At 59.7% G+C, this 16736-nt stretch carries 13 protein-coding genes; 7 read left to right on the top strand and 6 right to left on the bottom strand.

Annotated elements, in window-relative coordinates:
• Window positions 1-24 precede the first annotated feature (24 nt).
• Window positions 25-1398 carry a Trk system potassium transporter TrkA gene (trkA, locus tag BMZ23_RS07125; protein WP_093474672.1) on the top strand — a complete coding sequence of 458 codons (1374 nt, stop codon included), beginning with the start codon at window positions 25-27 and terminating at the stop codon, window positions 1396-1398.
• Between the two features lie 18 nt (window positions 1399-1416).
• Complete coding sequence (locus BMZ23_RS07120; protein ID WP_093474669.1) at window positions 1417-2865, top strand: TrkH family potassium uptake protein; 1449 nt, start codon at window positions 1417-1419, stop codon at window positions 2863-2865.
• An 11-nt stretch (window positions 2866-2876) separates the two neighbouring features.
• Here BMZ23_RS07120 and BMZ23_RS07115 read toward each other — a convergent pair whose 3' ends face one another.
• From BMZ23_RS07115 to BMZ23_RS07105, 3 genes are read right to left on the bottom strand one after another with little or no spacing between them, the layout of a single operon-like run.
• A complete protein-coding gene (locus BMZ23_RS07115) occupies window positions 2877-3149 on the bottom strand; it encodes a PilZ domain-containing protein (protein ID WP_093474666.1) in 273 nt (90 codons plus the stop codon).
• A 38-nt stretch (window positions 3150-3187) separates the two neighbouring features.
• A complete protein-coding gene (locus tag BMZ23_RS07110; protein WP_093474663.1) occupies window positions 3188-4075 on the bottom strand; it encodes a lysophospholipid acyltransferase in 888 nt (295 codons plus the stop codon).
• Window positions 4076-4087: 12 nt separating this feature from the next.
• Window positions 4088-4741, bottom strand: coding sequence for a DNA-3-methyladenine glycosylase I (locus BMZ23_RS07105; protein ID WP_245748144.1), 654 nt, complete (start codon window positions 4739-4741; stop codon window positions 4088-4090).
• Window positions 4742-4847: 106 nt separating this feature from the next.
• On the opposite strand from BMZ23_RS07105, the gene glyQ reads away from it, so the two are divergent.
• From glyQ to BMZ23_RS07080, 5 genes are all read left to right on the top strand, one after another.
• Window positions 4848-5795, top strand: a complete 948-nt coding sequence (gene glyQ, locus BMZ23_RS07100) for a glycine--tRNA ligase subunit alpha (RefSeq protein ID WP_093474740.1) — start codon at window positions 4848-4850, stop codon at window positions 5793-5795.
• Window positions 5795-7849, top strand: coding sequence for a glycine--tRNA ligase subunit beta (glyS, locus tag BMZ23_RS07095; protein WP_093474660.1), 2055 nt, complete (start codon window positions 5795-5797; stop codon window positions 7847-7849). Before glyQ ends, glyS begins: the two co-directional genes overlap by 1 nt.
• 10 nt (window positions 7850-7859) lie before the next feature.
• Window positions 7860-8399 carry a D-glycero-beta-D-manno-heptose 1,7-bisphosphate 7-phosphatase gene (gene gmhB, locus BMZ23_RS07090; protein ID WP_093474657.1) on the top strand — a complete coding sequence of 180 codons (540 nt, stop codon included), beginning with the start codon at window positions 7860-7862 and terminating at the stop codon, window positions 8397-8399.
• On the top strand, window positions 8399-9133 hold the full coding sequence (locus tag BMZ23_RS07085; RefSeq protein ID WP_093474654.1) for a lysophospholipid acyltransferase family protein: 735 nt from the start codon (window positions 8399-8401) through the stop codon (window positions 9131-9133). The genes gmhB and BMZ23_RS07085 overlap by 1 nt, the downstream gene beginning before the upstream one ends.
• Window positions 9134-9259: 126 nt before the next feature.
• Window positions 9260-10363, top strand: coding sequence for a PilT/PilU family type 4a pilus ATPase (locus tag BMZ23_RS07080; protein WP_093474651.1), 1104 nt, complete (start codon window positions 9260-9262; stop codon window positions 10361-10363).
• On the opposite strand, the gene BMZ23_RS07075 is transcribed toward BMZ23_RS07080, so the two are convergent.
• The 3 genes from BMZ23_RS07075 to recF form a co-directional block, all read right to left on the bottom strand.
• A complete protein-coding gene (locus tag BMZ23_RS07075; protein ID WP_093474648.1) occupies window positions 10360-13041 on the bottom strand; it encodes a diguanylate cyclase domain-containing protein in 2682 nt (893 codons plus the stop codon). The two genes, BMZ23_RS07080 and BMZ23_RS07075, sit on opposite strands and share 4 nt — an antisense overlap.
• 170 nt (window positions 13042-13211) lie before the next feature.
• A complete protein-coding gene (gyrB, locus tag BMZ23_RS07070) occupies window positions 13212-15626 on the bottom strand; it encodes a DNA topoisomerase (ATP-hydrolyzing) subunit B (protein ID WP_093474645.1) in 2415 nt (804 codons plus the stop codon).
• A gap of 15 nt (window positions 15627-15641) precedes the next feature.
• Entirely contained in the window at window positions 15642-16736 is a 1095-nt protein-coding gene (recF, locus tag BMZ23_RS07065; protein WP_093474642.1) for a DNA replication/repair protein RecF, read from the bottom strand.

The raw sequence follows: 16736 nt of genomic DNA, 5'->3' as shown, positions 1-16736 counted from the left end.
ACTGAGCCCATTGGAGACCAGTGCATGAAAATCATCATTCTCGGGGCCGGGCAGGTGGGCAGCAGCGTTGCCGCACAACTGGCCAGCGAGGCCAACGACATCACCGTGGTGGACACCGATAGCCGACGCCTGCGCGAGCTGGGTGACCGTCTGGATATCCGCACCGTGCATGGCAAGGGTTCCTTCCCGACGGTACTGCGCCAGGCAGGCGCCGACGATGCCGACATGCTGATCGCGGTGACCAGCAGCGACGAAACCAACATGATCGCCTGCCAGGTCGCCTATACGCTGTTTCGCACTCCGACCAAGATCGCCCGGGTTCGCGAATCCGCCTACCTGTCACGCGGCGGGCTGTTCCACAACGATGCGGTACCGATCGACGTACTGATCAGCCCCGAGCAGGTGGTTACCAACTACATCAAGCGCCTGATTGAACACCCCGGTGCCCTGCAGGTACTGGATTTTGCCGATGGCAAGGTGCAGCTGGTGGCGGTTCGTGCCTATTACGGCGGTCCACTGGTCGGTCAGGAGCTGCGCTTTTTACGCCAGCACATGCCCGGCGTGGATACCCGGGTCGCTGCGATCTTCCGCAAGAACCGGCCGATCCTGCCGCAGGGTGACACCATCATCGAGGTCGACGACGAGGTGTTCTTTATCGCCGCCACCCAGGATATCCGTGCGGTGATGAGTGAACTGCGCAAGCTCGAACAGAACAACAAGCGCATCGTTATTGCCGGCGGTGGCAATATCGGTGAGCGTCTGGCCGAGGCCATCGAAAGCCGCTATCAGGTCAAGCTGATCGAGATGAACCGGGCGCGCGCCGACCATCTGGCAGAAAACCTCGACCGCACTGTGGTGCTGCATGGCAGCGCCTCGGACAAGGAACTGCTGATCGAGGAGAACATCGAGGATGTCGACATTTTCTGTGCAGTAACCAATGACGACGAGGCCAACATCATGTCATCGATGCTGGCCAAGCGGCTGGGCGCACGCAAGGTGATGGCGCTGATCAACAATCCGGCCTATGTCGATCTGGTGCAGGGCGGCGAGATCGATATTGCCATCTCGCCCTCGCAGGCCACCATCGGTACCCTGCTGACCCATGTGCGACGCGGCGATATCGTCAACGTCTACTCATTGCGCCGGGGTGCCGCCGAGGCCATCGAGGCCATTGCACATGGCGACCAGCGCTCCTCCAAGGTGGTGGATCGCTCGATCCGCGAGATCAAACTGCCGCCAGGCACCACCATTGGCGCCATCGTGCGTGACGAGGAAGTGCTGATTGCCCACGACAGCACGGTGATCCGCGCCGAGGACCATGTCATCCTGTTCGTGATCGACAAGAAGCACATCCGCGATGTCGAGCGGCTGTTCTCGGTCGGTCTTACCTTCTTCTGAGGCGGCGACAAGCAACCCATGCAGTATCCACAGATACAGCGCATCATCGGCATCCTGCTGATGCTGTTCTCCACCACCATGCTGCCGGCCGCCGGTGTTGGCCTGTATTACGCGGAACAGGCGCGCGAAGCCTTCCTGATCGCGTTTCTGATTACCCTGCTGGTGGGCTTTCTTATGTGGCTGCCGGTGCGAGGGCAGCGCCGCGAGCTGCGCACCCGCGACGGCTACCTGATTACCGTTCTGTTCTGGCTGGTTCTCGGGCTGTTCGGCGCGATCCCCCTGTATCTGCTGGACATGCCCAACCTGAGCGTGGCCGATTCGGTATTTGAATCCTTCTCCGGCCTCACCACTACCGGCGCCACGGTGATTACCGGGCTGGATACCCTGCCGCGCGCCCTGCTGTTCTACCGCCAGCAGCTGCAGTGGTTTGGCGGCATGGGGATCATCGTACTGGCGGTGGCGATCCTGCCGATGCTCGGCGTCGGCGGCATGCAGCTGTACCGCGCGGAGATGCCCGGCCCGCTGAAGGAAAACAAGCTGACCCCGCGCATCGCCGAAACCGCCAAGGTGCTCTGGTACATCTATGCCAGCCTCACCGCTGCCTGTGCGCTGGCCTACTGGCTGGCCGGCATGGAACCCTTCGATGCGATCGGCCACAGCTTCTCGACGGTGGCGATTGGCGGCTTCTCCACCCACGATGCCAGTATCGGCTATTACGACAGCGCGCTGATCGAATCGATCTGCATCCTGTTCATGATCATTTCCGGGATCAACTTCGCCCTGCATTTTCTCGCCTGGCGCCAGCGCAGCATCCGCAACTACTGGCAGGATCCGGAGTGCCGGGCCTACATCCTGATTCTCGCTGCCGCCTTTATTGTCTGCTGCGTGGTGCTGATCCATTACCAGTACCACGATGTCTGGACCAGCATTCGCTACGCCGCCTTCCAGACTGTGTCAATCGCCACCACCACCGGCTTTGGTATCACCGATTTCTCGGCCTGGCCAACCCTGCTGCCGTTCCTGCTGATCTACCTGAGCTTTATCGGTGCCTCGGCCGGCTCCACCGGTGGCGGCATGAAAGTGATCCGGGTGGTGCTGCTGTACAAGCAGGGCGCGCGGGAAACCAAGCGCCTGCTGCATCCGCAGGGCATCTTTCCGGTCAAGCTGGGCAACCGGCCGGTGCCGGATCGGGTGGTGGAAGCGGTGTGGGGCTTCTGCGCGGTCTATATCTTCGCCTTCGCCGTGCTGTTCCTGCTGCTGCTCGGCACCGGCCTGGATTTCGTCACGGCCTTCTCGGCACTGGCCGCCTGCATCAACAACCTCGGCCCCGGCCTGGGCCAGGTGGCTGCTCACTACGGTGATCTGCAGGACGGCGTGAAGTGGCTGCTGAGCTTCGCCATGCTGCTCGGACGCCTGGAAGTGTTCACCCTGCTGGTGATACTGACGCCGATGTTCTGGAGAAACTGAGGCCGGCGGAACTACTCGTCCTCGTCGAGAAACTGCAGGCCGGCACCCTGGCCGGGAATCGCGCGCTGGACGCGCATGCGCAGTACCGGCGCCTCGATCGGCATGTCCTGCACCTGGCCCTGCACCTCGGTGCCGGAAGCCAGCCCGCCGAGATCCGGGTTTTCCACAAACACCCCGCCATCCGACAGGTCGCGGGTAAAGCCGAACACCTCACCGATATCCGGATGACTGATCTTGATCCGGCAGCGCATCGGTGTACGTGGATACTGTCGTTGATTGGCCATGCTGATCCCCCGATCTTATTGTTGTTGTGACAGCCGTCTCAGTACCAGCGCGGCTCACCCGGCGGGCGCTTCTTGAAGCGCTTCATGCTCCACATGTACTGGCTGGGCCAGCGCCGTACGTGATCCTCGATCACCTGGCTCATGCAGCCCACCGCCTGCTGCTCGTCACTACTGTAAAGCGCTTGCGGCGCGGCTTCCACCAGCACCTTGAAGCCTTGCCCCCGTGGCAGGCGGATGCAGTGCAGAAACACCGCCAGCGCGCGGTCACCCCGCAGCAATCCCGGAACGAATTTGCTGGTCAGTGCCTGGGTGGCAAAGAAGGGCACGAACACACCACTTTTCAGTGCTGGCTCGGGATCAGCGGGAATGCCTACCGCGCCGCCGTTGCGCACCTCGCGCATGACCATGCCAATGCCCTCACGATCAGACGGCGCCACCCGGTTGCCCGACTGCGCGCGCTGGCGGCGCAGCAGCTGGTCCACCGCCGGCTGCTTTGGCGGGCGGAAAAAGATCACCGGATTGCAGCGTGCACAGTACCAGTGATTCAGCACCTCCCAGTTGCCCAGGTGACTGGTGATCGCCACCACCGCCTTGCCACTGGCCAGCGCCTGATCGAGTATCTCGCCACCGTCCACTTCGCGCACCAGCGCCAGGGTCCGTTGCGGCGACCACATCCAGGCACAGGCGCTCTCGGCAAAGCTGCGTCCGGTATCGATCAGCGAAGCACCCACCAGCGCTTCGCGCTCGGCCTCGGGCATCTGCGGGAAGCAATGCTGCAGGTTGATCCGTGTCACCGTGCGCGCACGGTTCGGCAATCGCCACATCAGCCAGCCCAGCGCCGCACCAATGCGCTGCGCCATAGCAAAGGGCAGCAGGGCAAACAGCCGCAAAAAACCGACAATAATCGCGCCCTTGAGTCGCTGCACAACTGTCTCCTGTCACTCAGAATGCCGACATTGTGCCCGATCTTCGGCCATTGCGTCAGCCAGTGGCGCATGCTGGAAGCAATCCAGCGTGTGATCCATGACCATGCCGGTGGCCTGCATAAAGGCATAACAGATGGTTGGCCCGACAAAGCTGAAACCGGCTTGTTTCAGGGCCCGACTCATCGCCTGTGCCTCGGCGGTCTGCGCCGGCACCTCGGCCAGACTGGCAAAGCAGTTGATCTTCGGCTGGCCACCGACAAACTGCCAGAGCCAGGCTGCCGGGTCCTCGCGCCCTGCCAGTTGCAACCAGGCCCGGGCATTCTGCCGCGCCGCCGCCACTTTCAGGCGGTTGCGCACTATGCCGGGATCAGTCAGCAGCACCTGCAAATCGGCATCCGTCTGCGCCGCCATAAACACTGGATCAAAGCCGCGATAGACACGCCGGTAGTGCTCACGCTTTTTCAGGATGGTCAGCCATGACAGTCCGGCCTGAAATCCATCCAGCAGGAGCTTTTCAAACAGCGCCTGCGGGTCATATTCCGGCACGCCCCACTCGGTGTCATGGTAATGCTGGTACAGCGGGTCACTGCTGCACCAGGCACAGCGGGTTGCTGGCGACTCAATCGGCATCGGCGGGACTCCAAACAGGGGCTGATTGACGATCATCGTCGGCACCTGCTGCAGCGTCAATGCATCGCCCCTTCAGGGCGCAGAGCGCCATGGCTTTCCTGTATACTCCGGCTTTTCTTTTCAGCCTGACCGGGTGAACCACGTGATCGAGAACAATCCCGCCGCGCAGACCTTTCAGGGCCTGATTCTGGCACTGCAGAGCTACTGGGCCGAACAGGGCTGCGTGATCCTGCAGCCCTACGACATGGAAATGGGTGCCGGCACCTTCCATACCGCGACCTTCCTGCGCGCGGTTGGCCCGGAAACCTGGAATGCCGCCTATGTGCAGCCCTCGCGGCGCCCGGCGGATGGCCGCTATGGCGAGAACCCCAACCGCCTGCAGCATTACTACCAGTTCCAGGTGGTGCTCAAGCCGAACCCGGACAACATTCAGGACCTGTACCTGGAGTCCCTGCGGCGTATCGGCATCGACACCAGCGTGCATGACATCCGCTTCGTCGAGGACAACTGGGAATCACCGACCCTGGGCGCCTGGGGTCTGGGCTGGGAAGTCTGGCTGAACGGTATGGAAGTCACCCAGTTCACCTACTTCCAGCAGGTCGGCGGGGTCGAGTGCTACCCGGTCACCGGCGAGATCACCTACGGTCTGGAGCGCCTGGCGATGTACCTGCAGGGCGTCGACTCGGTATATGACCTGGTCTACTCCGACGGCCCGTTCGGCAAGGTCAGCTACGGCGACGTGTTCCACCAGAACGAGGTCGAGCAGTCGACCTACAACTTCGAGCACGCCCATGTCGACAAGCTGTTCGAACTGTTCGATCACTACGAAAGCGAAGCCAACCGCCTGATGGAGCTGCAGTTGCCGCTGCCGGCCTATGAAATGGTGATCAAGGCCTCGCACAGCTTCAACCTGCTGGATGCGCGCCGCGCCATCTCGGTGACCGAGCGCCAGCGCTACATCCTGCGCGTGCGCAGCCTGGCCCGCAACATTGCCCAGAGCTACCTGCTGGCGCGTGCCCGCCTCGGTTTCCCGATGGCCAGCGCGGAACTGCGTGACGAAGTACTGGCCAAGCTGAAGGAGACCGAATAATGCAGGTTGCCGATTTTCTGGTGGAACTGGGTACCGAGGAACTGCCACCCAAGGCCCTGAAAAAACTCTCCGAGGCGTTTCTGTCCGGCGTTGAACAGGGCCTGCGTGACGCCGGTCTGGCCTACGCCAGTGCCCGTGTATATGCCGCACCGCGCCGGCTGGCGATTGTCGTCGGGCAATTGGCCACCCAGCAGCCAGACCGTAGCAGCCAGCTGGATGGCCCACCGCTGCAGGCGGCCTTCGATGCCGAGGGCAAACCGACCCAGGCGGCGCTGGGCTTTGCCCGCAAGTGTGGCGTCGAGCTCAGCGAGATCGACTGCAGCGGCCCGAAGCTGCGTTTCCAGCGCAGTGAACCGGGTCAGCCAGCCGCCAGTCTGCTGCCGGGCATTGTCGATGCCGCGCTGGCCGCCCTGCCGATTCCCAAGCGCATGCGCTGGGCAGCACGCAAGACCGAATTTGTACGGCCCACCCAGTGGCTGGTGATGCTGCTTGGCGATCAGGTGATCGACTGCGAAATCCTGGCCCAGCGCGCCGACCGGGTGTCCCGCGGCCACCGCTTCCATGCCAACCATGAGGTACGGATCAGCAATCCGGCCAGCTATGCCGAGGACCTGCGCAGCGCCTATGTGATCGCCGACTTTGCCGAGCGCCGCCAGCTGATCCGCCAGCGCGTCGAGCAACTGGCCGCCGAACAGCAGGGCACGGCAATCATCCCCGAGGGCCTGCTGGATGAGGTCTGCGCTCTGGTCGAATGGCCGGTGCCACTGGTCTGCTCCTTCGAGGAACGCTTCCTCGAGGTACCCCAGGAAGCGCTGATTTCCACCATGCAGGACAACCAGAAGTATTTTTGCCTGCTGGACGCCAACGGCAAGCTGCTGCCGCGCTTCATTACCGTGGCCAATATCGAGAGTCGCGACCCGGCTCAGGTAATCGCCGGCAACGAAAAAGTGGTACGCCCGCGCCTGACCGACGCCGAGTTCTTCTTCAACCAGGACAAGAAGCAGCCGCTGGAAACCCGCAACCAGCGTCTGGCCAAGGTAGTGTTTCAGGCCCAGCTGGGCACCTTGCTGGACAAGGCCGAGCGCGTGTCGCAATTGGCCGCCAACATCGCCGCCAGCATTGGTGGTGATGCCCAGCGCGCCGCGCGTGCCGGTCTGCTGAGCAAGTGCGATCTGGCCACCGAAATGGTTGGTGAGTTCCCCGAGCTGCAGGGCATTGCCGGTTACTACTACGCCCGACATGACGGCGAGGCGGAGGATGTGGCGCTGGCACTCAACGAGCAGTACATGCCGCGTGGCGCTGGCGCCGAGCTGCCCTCGACCCTGACCGGTGCGGCCGTGGCGCTGGCCGACAAGCTGGATACGCTGGTCGGTATCTTCGGTATCGGCATGCTGCCGACCGGCAGCAAGGACCCCTATGCGCTGCGCCGCGCCGCCCTTGGCGTGCTGCGCATTCTGATCGAGAAGCGCCTGGAACTGGATATGCCGGCCATTCTGCAAAGCGCCATCGGCCTCTACGGCGAGCGCGTCAAGCAGGAGGGCCTGAGCAGCCAGCTGCAGGACTTTATCTTCGACCGCCTGCGTGCGCGCTACGAGGACGAAGGTATCGACGTGGCGGTGTACCAGTCGGTACGCGCTCTGAACCCGGTATCGCCGCTGGACTTTGACCAGCGCGTGCAGGCCGTGCAGCTATTCCGCCGCTTGCCGGAGGCCGAGGCGTTGGCCGCTGCCAACAAGCGCGTGTCGAACATTCTGGCCAAGGCCGAAGGCAGCGTTGGCAGCTCGGTGAATGCCTCCTTGCTGCAGGAAAGCGCCGAGCAGGCGCTGGCCAGCGCGATCAGCGCCGCCGAGCAGGCCAATGCGCCGCTGGCTGCCAGCCGTGACTACCAGCGCAGCCTGGAGCAGCTGGCCAGCCTGCGCGCGCCGGTGGATGCCTTCTTCGAGCAGGTTCTGGTGAACGCCGAGGACCCGGCGGTGCGCGACAACCGTTACGCCCTGCTGGCGCGTCTGCGCGCGCTGTTCCTCGGCGTGGCGGACATCTCGCTGCTGGGTTGAGAACGCGGCTTTGAAACTGATCATTCTCGACCGCGACGGGGTTATCAATGAAGACTCCGACGCCTTTGTGAAATCGCTCGACGAGTGGATTCCGATCCCCGGTTCGATCGAGGCGATTGCGCGTCTGAGCAAGGCCGGCTGGACCATCGCGGTGGCCACCAACCAGTCAGGGCTGGCACGCGGCTATTTCAGCGAAGCCACCCTGCAGACCATGCATGATCAGTTGCAGCGTCTGGTAGCAGAGCAGGGCGGACAGATTGCGCTTATCCGCCACTGCCCGCACGGCCCGGAGGATGGCTGCGATTGCCGCAAGCCGTTGCCGGGGCTGTATCGGCAGATTGCCAGCGAACTTGGTCTGCACAGTCTTGACGGCATACCCACCGTCGGTGACAGCCTGCGCGACCTTCAGGCCGGCACTGCTGTCGGATGCACACCCTGGCTGGTGCGCACCGGCAAGGGTGAAAAAACCGTGGCTGGCGAACTGCCTGCCGGTACCCGGGTATTCGACAATCTGGCGGCGGTTGCCGACCATCTGCTGGAAGCACATTGATGAATCTGCTGATGCCCCTGCGTATAGCCCTGTTCTACCTGTTACTGGCCGTCATCGCAGCACTCTGGACACTACCGGCATTGGTGCTGGCGCCACTGCTGCCCTATCGCTGGCGCTTTCGCCTGATCATCAACGGCTGGACCCGTCTTGCCATCGGCATGGCCCGCTGGATCCTGGGTATCCGTTACCGGGTAATCGGCCTGGAGAACATTCCTGACCAGCCCGGCGTGGTGCTGGCCAATCACCAGAGCACCTGGGAAACCTTCTTCCTGCAGCGCCTGTTCGTGCCACAAACCCAGCTGCTCAAGCGTGAACTGCTGCGCATTCCATTCTTTGGCTGGGTGCTGGCACTGATGAAGCCGATAGCCATTGACCGCAGCAATATCCGCGACTCCCTCAACCAACTGACCCGCAAGGGTGGCCAGCGTCTGCGCGAGGGCATCTGGGTGCTGGTGTTTCCCGAGGGCACCCGCATGCCGCCCGGACAGGCGGTACGCTTCAGCCGAGGCGGCGCGGCACTGGCGGTAGCCAATCAGGTACCGGTGATTCCGGTGGCGCACAATGCCGGTGAGTGCTGGCCGCGCAGCAGCTGGGGCAAACGCCCGGGAGTCATCACCGTAATGATAGGTCCACCGCTGCTGCCCACCGGCAGTGACTCACGGGCCATCGGCGAGCTGAACCGCGCCGCCGAAGCCTGGGTCAATCAGGCGTTGCAGCAGATCAATGCCGAATGACTTCTGCTCTGGCATACTGTTATGAGTGTCGATTGCACACCGAGCTCACCGTCCCTGACTGAACAGGCCACGGCGGTACAGCGCTGACAGTCACGTCCCTCATAAACTGTTACTGCGAGTCTGCCAATGGATGTTTTCGCCTATCTTCACCAATTGGTTGAACACTCTGGCTCCGACCTGTTCTTCAGCGTAGGAGCACCCATAACACTGAAACGGGAAGGCGAATTTACCCCGTTAACCGACGAATTGCCGACCGGTATGGCCAAGCAGCTGGCTTACCAGTTAATGAGCCAGAAACAGATCGCCGAATTCGAGCGCAATATGGAGCTCAATCTCGCCGTCGGCATTCCTGATGTCGGACGCTTTCGCGTCAATGTGTATTTTCAGCGCGGTGAAGTGGCCATGGTTATTCGCCATATCACCCACAGCATCCCCAATGTCGAAAGCCTTGGCCTGCCGAAGTTGCTGGAAAAACTGGTAATGCTGGATCGCGGCCTGATCCTGGTGGTCGGTGCTGCCGGCTCCGGCAAATCGACAACCCTTGCAGCCATGCTGGATTACCGTAATCAGCATCGCGCCGGGCATATCGTCTGCATCGAAGACCCCATCGAATTCCTGCACAATCACAAGAAGGCAATCATCGATCAGCGCGAGGTAGGGCTGGATACCCACAGTTTTGCCGAGGCGTTACGCAATGTGCTGCGCGAATCACCGGATGTGATCATGATCGGTGAAATCCGCGACCGCGAAACCATGCAGCATGCACTGCACTACAGCGAAACCGGGCATCTGGTACTGGCTACCTTGCATGCCACCAACAGCGTGCAGGCGATAGAACGCATGGCCAACCTGTTTCCTGAAGACAACCGCCAGCAGGTACTCAGCGACATTTCCATGAATATTGCCGCTATTATCGGGCAACGGCTGGTTCCTGGTGTCGACCGCAAACGGGTAGCTGCTGTGGAGATGCTGCTGCGCACACCCTATATTGTTGACCTTATCAACCGGGGAGAACTGGACGAAATCCGTACAGCCATGGGTCGCAGCCTGGAACAGGGTCTGCAGACATTCGACCAGCACCTGTATCGTCTCTACCAAGACGGTCTGGTCAGCCTTGAAGAAGTGCTCAAGCACGCAGATTCTCGCACTGACCTGATGCTGCGCATCAAGCTTGAGCATGGATTCGGTCATCCCGAGTCCGAGCTCAAGGTCATGCGCGACGCCGACTAGTCCTCCCGCTCACCCGCACAACGGACACAGTTCCTGCCGGCATGCTTGGCTGCATATAGCGCCTCATCCGCATGCCGGATCAACTCCAGTGGCCCGGCATCACGGGAAGGTATTATGCTGGAGCAACCAATACTTACCGTGAGCATGCCCCGCTCGGTAGCGGCATGCTCAATGTTTGCCATCTGCACACTTTGACGTACCTGGTCTGCCAGACTGTGTAACTCCTGCTCCCTGAGTCCCGGAACTATCAACGCAAACTCCTCACCCCCATAGCGGGCCGCCAGATCGCCGGGGCGTCGCGCGTGCTGTGCCATGATTTCAGCGACCTGTCGCAAGCATTCATCGCCGGAAAGGTGGCCGTAGCTATCGTTGTACAGTTTGAAATAGTCAATATCCAGCATCAGCAGCCCCAATGGCCTCTGCTCACGCTGTGCCCGCGCCCATTCATCCTTCAGGGTAGAATCAAACAGCCGCCGGTTGGCCAGCCCCGTCAGGCCGTCGGTACCTGATTGTCGTGCCAGTTCACGGTTGGCACGACACAGCTCTTCTGTTCGACTGGCAACCTGCTGTTGCAGGGATTCGGTATGACTCTCCAGCGTTACCGTTATTTGCTGCAAGGCATCACTCATTTTCCGCACTTCCAGCACCCGGCTTTGGGGCACACTCGGACGCTGCCAGTTACCTTTGCCCAGCTCACTCGCCCACTGACTGATCATTGCCAAAGGTTCAGCAATTCGACGACTGGTTACGCTGGCCACCAGCAGGCTAACCATCAGCAACCCCAGCATCATCAGCAGCATGTCAGCCGCCTGCACCAGCGCCGGATTACCGTCGAGTCGATTACGCGGCAAACTTACTGCTACCAGCAAAGGAGGGCCATCAGGCAGTGCATGGGTATGCCAGGCAAGCAAGTGCTTATCGCCATCCACCTGGAGTGCCTTACGTCCGGCACCACCTCCCGCCTGCTCAACCGCACGCAGCATGGCAGCCAGCAAGGGATTATCACTATCCTGACCACGAATGCGCTTGAAACCGCTATCAGCCAGCTCGTAGAGCCGGTCAGGCTGTGAACTGGCCAGCAGCAAGCCGTTCTGTTCGGCCAGGACAGCCATACCTCCGCTACTGCCTATCACGTCCTTGAGCAAGCGGCTCAACTCGATCAGCGCCATATCCGCTGTAATGACCCCGACGAACCTGCCTTCTGTGTCCCGCAACGGGGCAGCCATCCCCATACCCATTGCACTGTAGACGCCATCCGGGTCGTCAATGGCATAGCGATAAGGGGCGTACCAATGGGGTCCGACTGATAGCTGTCCTGCCAGAAACCAGGGCCGTGTGCGTGCATCAAAATGCGAATTACCGATACCGATCAGGCTGCTGCGGCGGTTGGCATCATCCACCCGGTACATATGCATCCGCCGCCCACCGGCGCTGTCCGACTGCAGTTGGCGCAAACCGCGATCAACTCCCAGTGGTGGGCGGCTGGCCGCCATATAGTTACCCTCATGGGTACCGATTGACAGGAACGTCAGCAGAGGTTGCTGGCGTATCTGCAAGGTAAAGCTTTGACTCAATGCAGCCGAATCCTCAACGCTGAGCGCACCATGACGGAACTGGTCAACATTGAAAGACACCACGCGCCGGGATACGTCGAAAAAGGCCGCAATCCTGTCCATTACCCGGGCACTGACTTCATTCACCAGTTGCGCCTGCAACTCATTGGTACTTCGCTGGGCCATGCGCCAGTTCATCCAGCCCTCCAGCAGCAACATCGGCATAAACAACAGCAGCAGCATGATCATCAACTGGCGCTGCAGTGGCAGCTGGCCGCCCCGGGTGCGGCGCTCGCGTCCCATCCACAGCAAAAGAACCGCCAGTGCTATCAGCAAACCACTCAAGCGCCATAAAAGACTTCGTGCGGGTGGATAAAACTCACCGTATTTCAATCGAGCTGCCAGTTGCCAACTACCTTCAGACAGCGTGATGTTCTGCAACACATCACTGCGCTGGAAAACCAGCGGTGTCCCATAAAACACCTCGCCCAGCTCGCCCGTCGCGTCGCGCCCCCGGAACGCAACCTCAATGCCATCCGGTAGTGTTTCGAACCCCGCACTTGCCAGCAGCATCTGCAAATCCACTGCCGAGGACACCAGCCCCAGCAACTGCTGTCTTTCCTCATCGGCATACACTGCCCTTCGACTGACAACGCCCGGTTTGCCCGTCTGCACCAACGTACGCGGCCCGGTCCATACCGACCCCTCTGCCTCAAGCGCAAGTCGCACGCCCGGCATCCATTCAGGACGCAGGTTGTATTGCATGCCAAGCACAGCCTCCTGGTCACGCATAGGTTCTATCAGCGTAACCGTCAGTTGTTCGGACAGAGTCATATTCAACAGCAGCGGTTCCTGTGCCACTGCTTCGGCTACCAAATCGCGCAAGAGTGTTTCCGGCCTGTGCGGATTCTGCTGTATCGCTACTGCGACCGGTTCAGCCAACAGTTCAATGCTACGCATCCGCTGTTGCAGAGCCGTGCCGGATTCGTTGATCAGGTGGCGCAATTGCTGCTGTTGCTGGCTGGCATAGCGCTGCCGGTCCAGCCATTCAGCAGCCAGACACAACAACACGACCACAACCACCATCACCAATGGCCAATTGATCCTGCGCGCGGTTTTACTCATTCTTTCCCTGTCACTGAATTCTTTTATCCATTAATTCTAGTACGAAGCCTTTGGCTGCGTAGGCTAATTTGGCATTCTGCCAGTACTTTATGCTGCCATTTTCGTTTGCCAGATATAAAAAACCCCGCATTACCTGATGTAAATGCGGGGCTTTTTGTCGCTATTGTCGGTTAAACATCCAGGTTCGAGACTGCCAGTGCGTTGCTTTCGATAAACTCGCGACGCGGCTCCACGTGGTCACCCATCAGCGTATTGAATATCTGGTCAGCGCCAATCGCATCCTCGATGGTAACGCGCAGCATACGCCGGCTCTCCGGATCCATGGTTGTCTCCCACAACTGCTCGGGATTCATCTCACCCAATCCCTTGTAGCGCTGAATGCTGTGCCGGCGGGCTGTTTCATTCATCATCCACTCAAGCACTTCCTTGAAGCTGCTTACCGGCTTCTTTTTCTCGCCACGTTGCACCCAGGCACCCGGCTCCAGCAGGTTCTGCAACTTCTCGCCAAGCTCTGCCATGGTGCGGTAATCATTGCTGGCAAACAGATCGCGATTGAAGGTTACATAGCTGGAAAGACCGTGAGTGATCGACTCGACCTCCGGAAGCCAAAGGTGGCGTTCACGATCCTCTCGCACGCTGACGCGGTACTCCTGTCCGGATTTTTCGTTGAGCATTACACGCTCCGAAAAACCCTGCATCCATTCTTCCATAAAGGCCTTGTCTGCCAGATTGTCCAGACTCAGGCGCGGCAGGTAAATGAAATGCTCCATCAGCTCCTGTGGATACAGCCGCGACAGGCGCTTGAGGGTCTTCATTACGCTGCGGAATTCCTGCACCAGCTTTTCCAGCCCTTCACCGCTGATACCCGGCGCATGTTCGCTGACATACAACCAGGAGTCTTCAAGAGCCGACTGGGTCAGGTATTCCTCCAGCGCCTCGTCATCCTTGAGGTACTGCTCCTGTTTGCCCTTTTTGATCTTGTAGAGTGGTGGCTGGGCTATGTAGATATAGCCACGTTCAATCAGCAATGGCATCTGCCGGAAAAAGAAGGTCAGCAACAAGGTACGGATGTGCGAGCCATCCACGTCAGCATCGGTCATGATGATGATGTTGTGGTAGCGCAGCTTGTCGATATTGAACTCTTCGCGACCGATACCGCAGCCCAGTGCGGTAATCAGCGTGCCAACCTCCTGGGAGGACAGCATCTTGTCAAAGCGCGCCTTCTCGACGTTGAGAATCTTGCCCTTCAACGGCAGGATCGCCTGGGTACGGCGGTTGCGGCCCTGTTTGGCCGAGCCACCCGCCGAGTCACCCTCCACAATGTACAGTTCGGAAAGGGCAGGATCCTTCTCCTGACAGTCGGCCAGTTTGCCGGGCAAGCCGGCAATATCCAGCGCACCCTTGCGACGGGTCATTTCACGGGCCTTGCGTGCTGCCTCACGGGCACGTGCGGCGTCGATCATCTTGCCGACCACCGACTTGGCCTCGTTGGGCTTCTCCAGCAGGTAATCACTGAAGCACTTGTTCATTTCCTGTTCTACAGCGGTCTTCACTTCCGAGGACACCAGCTTGTCCTTGGTCTGTGAGGAGAACTTGGGGTCCGGCACCTTGACTGAAATAATCGCCGTCAGACCCTCACGGGCATCATCACCAGAGGTGCTGACTTTGAGCTTTTTCAACAACCCTTCCTGTTCGATATAGGCATTCAGGGAGCGGGTGAGGGCGCTGCGGAATCCGGCCAGATGGGTGCCGCCATCACGTTGAGGAATATTATTGGTAAAGCACTGGATGTTTTCGTTGAAGCTGTCATTCCATTGCAGGGCCACTTCGACACCAACCCCATCATCACGCTGCGTATTGAAATGGAATACGCTATTTACCGTGGTTTTGTGCTGGTTCAGGTATTCGACAAATGCCTTGAGGCCACCCTCGTATTTGAAGGTCTCACTCTTGCCGCTTCGCTCGTCGCGCAGAACAATACCAACTCCGGAGTTGAGGAAAGACAGTTCACGCAGTCGTTTGGCCAGAACATCCCAACTGAAACTGATGCTACTGAAGGTTTCAGCAGAAGGCTTGAAGTGAATCTGGGTGCCCGTGCTATCGGTTTCGCCCACCGCGGCCAATGGTGCCTGCGGTACACCATGCCGGTATTCCTGCTCCCATACTTTTCCCTGACGACGAACAGTCAGGATCAACAACTCCGAAAGGGCGTTAACTACTGACACACCCACACCGTGTAGACCGCCGGAAACCTTGTAGCTGTTGTCATCAAACTTTCCGCCGGCATGAAGTACCGTCATGATCACTTCGGCCGCTGATACGCCTTCTTCATGGATATCAACCGGAATGCCCCGACCGTTGTCGCGTACGGTAATCGACTCATCGGTGTGGATGGTGATTTCAATATCGCTGCAATGCCCGGCCAGCGCCTCGTCAATCGAGTTATCAACCACCTCGAACACCATATGGTGCAGCCCGGTTCCATCATCGGTATCACCGATGTACATGCCCGGTCGCTTGCGAACTGCATCCAGTCCCTTGAGCACCTTGATGCTTGATGAGTCGTACGCATTGTTATCGGTCATTAGTCACTCCAGACATCATTCGGTCTGCACAATCTGTCCATGTTCCACGTGGAACATGGACCTGGGTGTTGAATCCTGCCAAAGCCCGTGCATTTGGTCGGCAGCAACACAGGTAATGAAAACCTGGCAATCAAGCGACTCGAGCAACCGACACAGGGCTGCACGATGTTGCCAGTCAAGCTCAGAGGGCAAATCATCCACCAGATAGACACAGTCTTCACGGCGACCTGCCTCGCGCAACAGAAAGCCTTGTGCAATTTTCATGGCACAGACCACCAGTTTCTGCTGCCCTCTGGAAAGCATTTCTGCCGCATTCATTCCGCGAACCCTGAGTCTCAAGTCCGCACGTTGCGGACCCGACTGGGTATGTCCCAACTGGATGTCACGCTGAAGCTGCCCTTCAAGTACCTCTGAAAGGCTTCGCTCCTTATCCCAACCACGGCTGTAGCTGAGTGTAAGATCATCCAACTCAACCAAGTCCGCGAGAATCTGCTGGAACACCGGCTTGAGTCGTGTGATATAGGCCTGGCGCATGGCGTCCATCCGCTCACCTGCATCAACAATCTCGCGCTCCCAAGGCTCAAGCAGTGAACGTGTGATTCTACCATGGCGCAGCAGCGAGTTGCGTTGCTTCAGGCTCTTTTGCAGCCTCTGCCAGATGCCGATAAATTCATGTTCCACGTGGAACACACCCCAATCCAGATATTGCCTGCGCAGTTTTGGAGCGCCTTCCAGCAAACGAAAACTGTCAGGGTTGATCACCTGCACAGGAAGTGTCTCCGCCAGCTGGGCTGTGCTGCGTGCAGTTTGGCCATCAATGCGTATCTGGAAATCGGCTTCACAGGTTCGCGTGATGCCCATGGAGGTAACCGCGCCTGACGCGAGTCGCTTTTCTGCAAACACCGTACAGGATTGCAATCCGTGCTGGATTACCGGTTGCAGTCTGGTACTGCGAAATGAACGGGCAAGGCCTAGCAGATGGATGGCTTCGAGCAGGCTGGTCTTACCGCTGCCGTTGACGCCACTAAGGATGTTGATACGTGGAGAGGGGGTCAGCGTTACCGGCAACAGATTCCTCACACCGGTAACGCTGAGACGCTGAATCGGCAT

The sequence above is a fragment of the Halopseudomonas yangmingensis genome, from assembly GCF_900114825.1.
GTDB classification, from domain to species: Bacteria; Pseudomonadota; Gammaproteobacteria; order Pseudomonadales; family Pseudomonadaceae; genus Halopseudomonas; species Halopseudomonas yangmingensis.
This window is presented reverse-complemented; position numbering and strand designations above follow the sequence as displayed.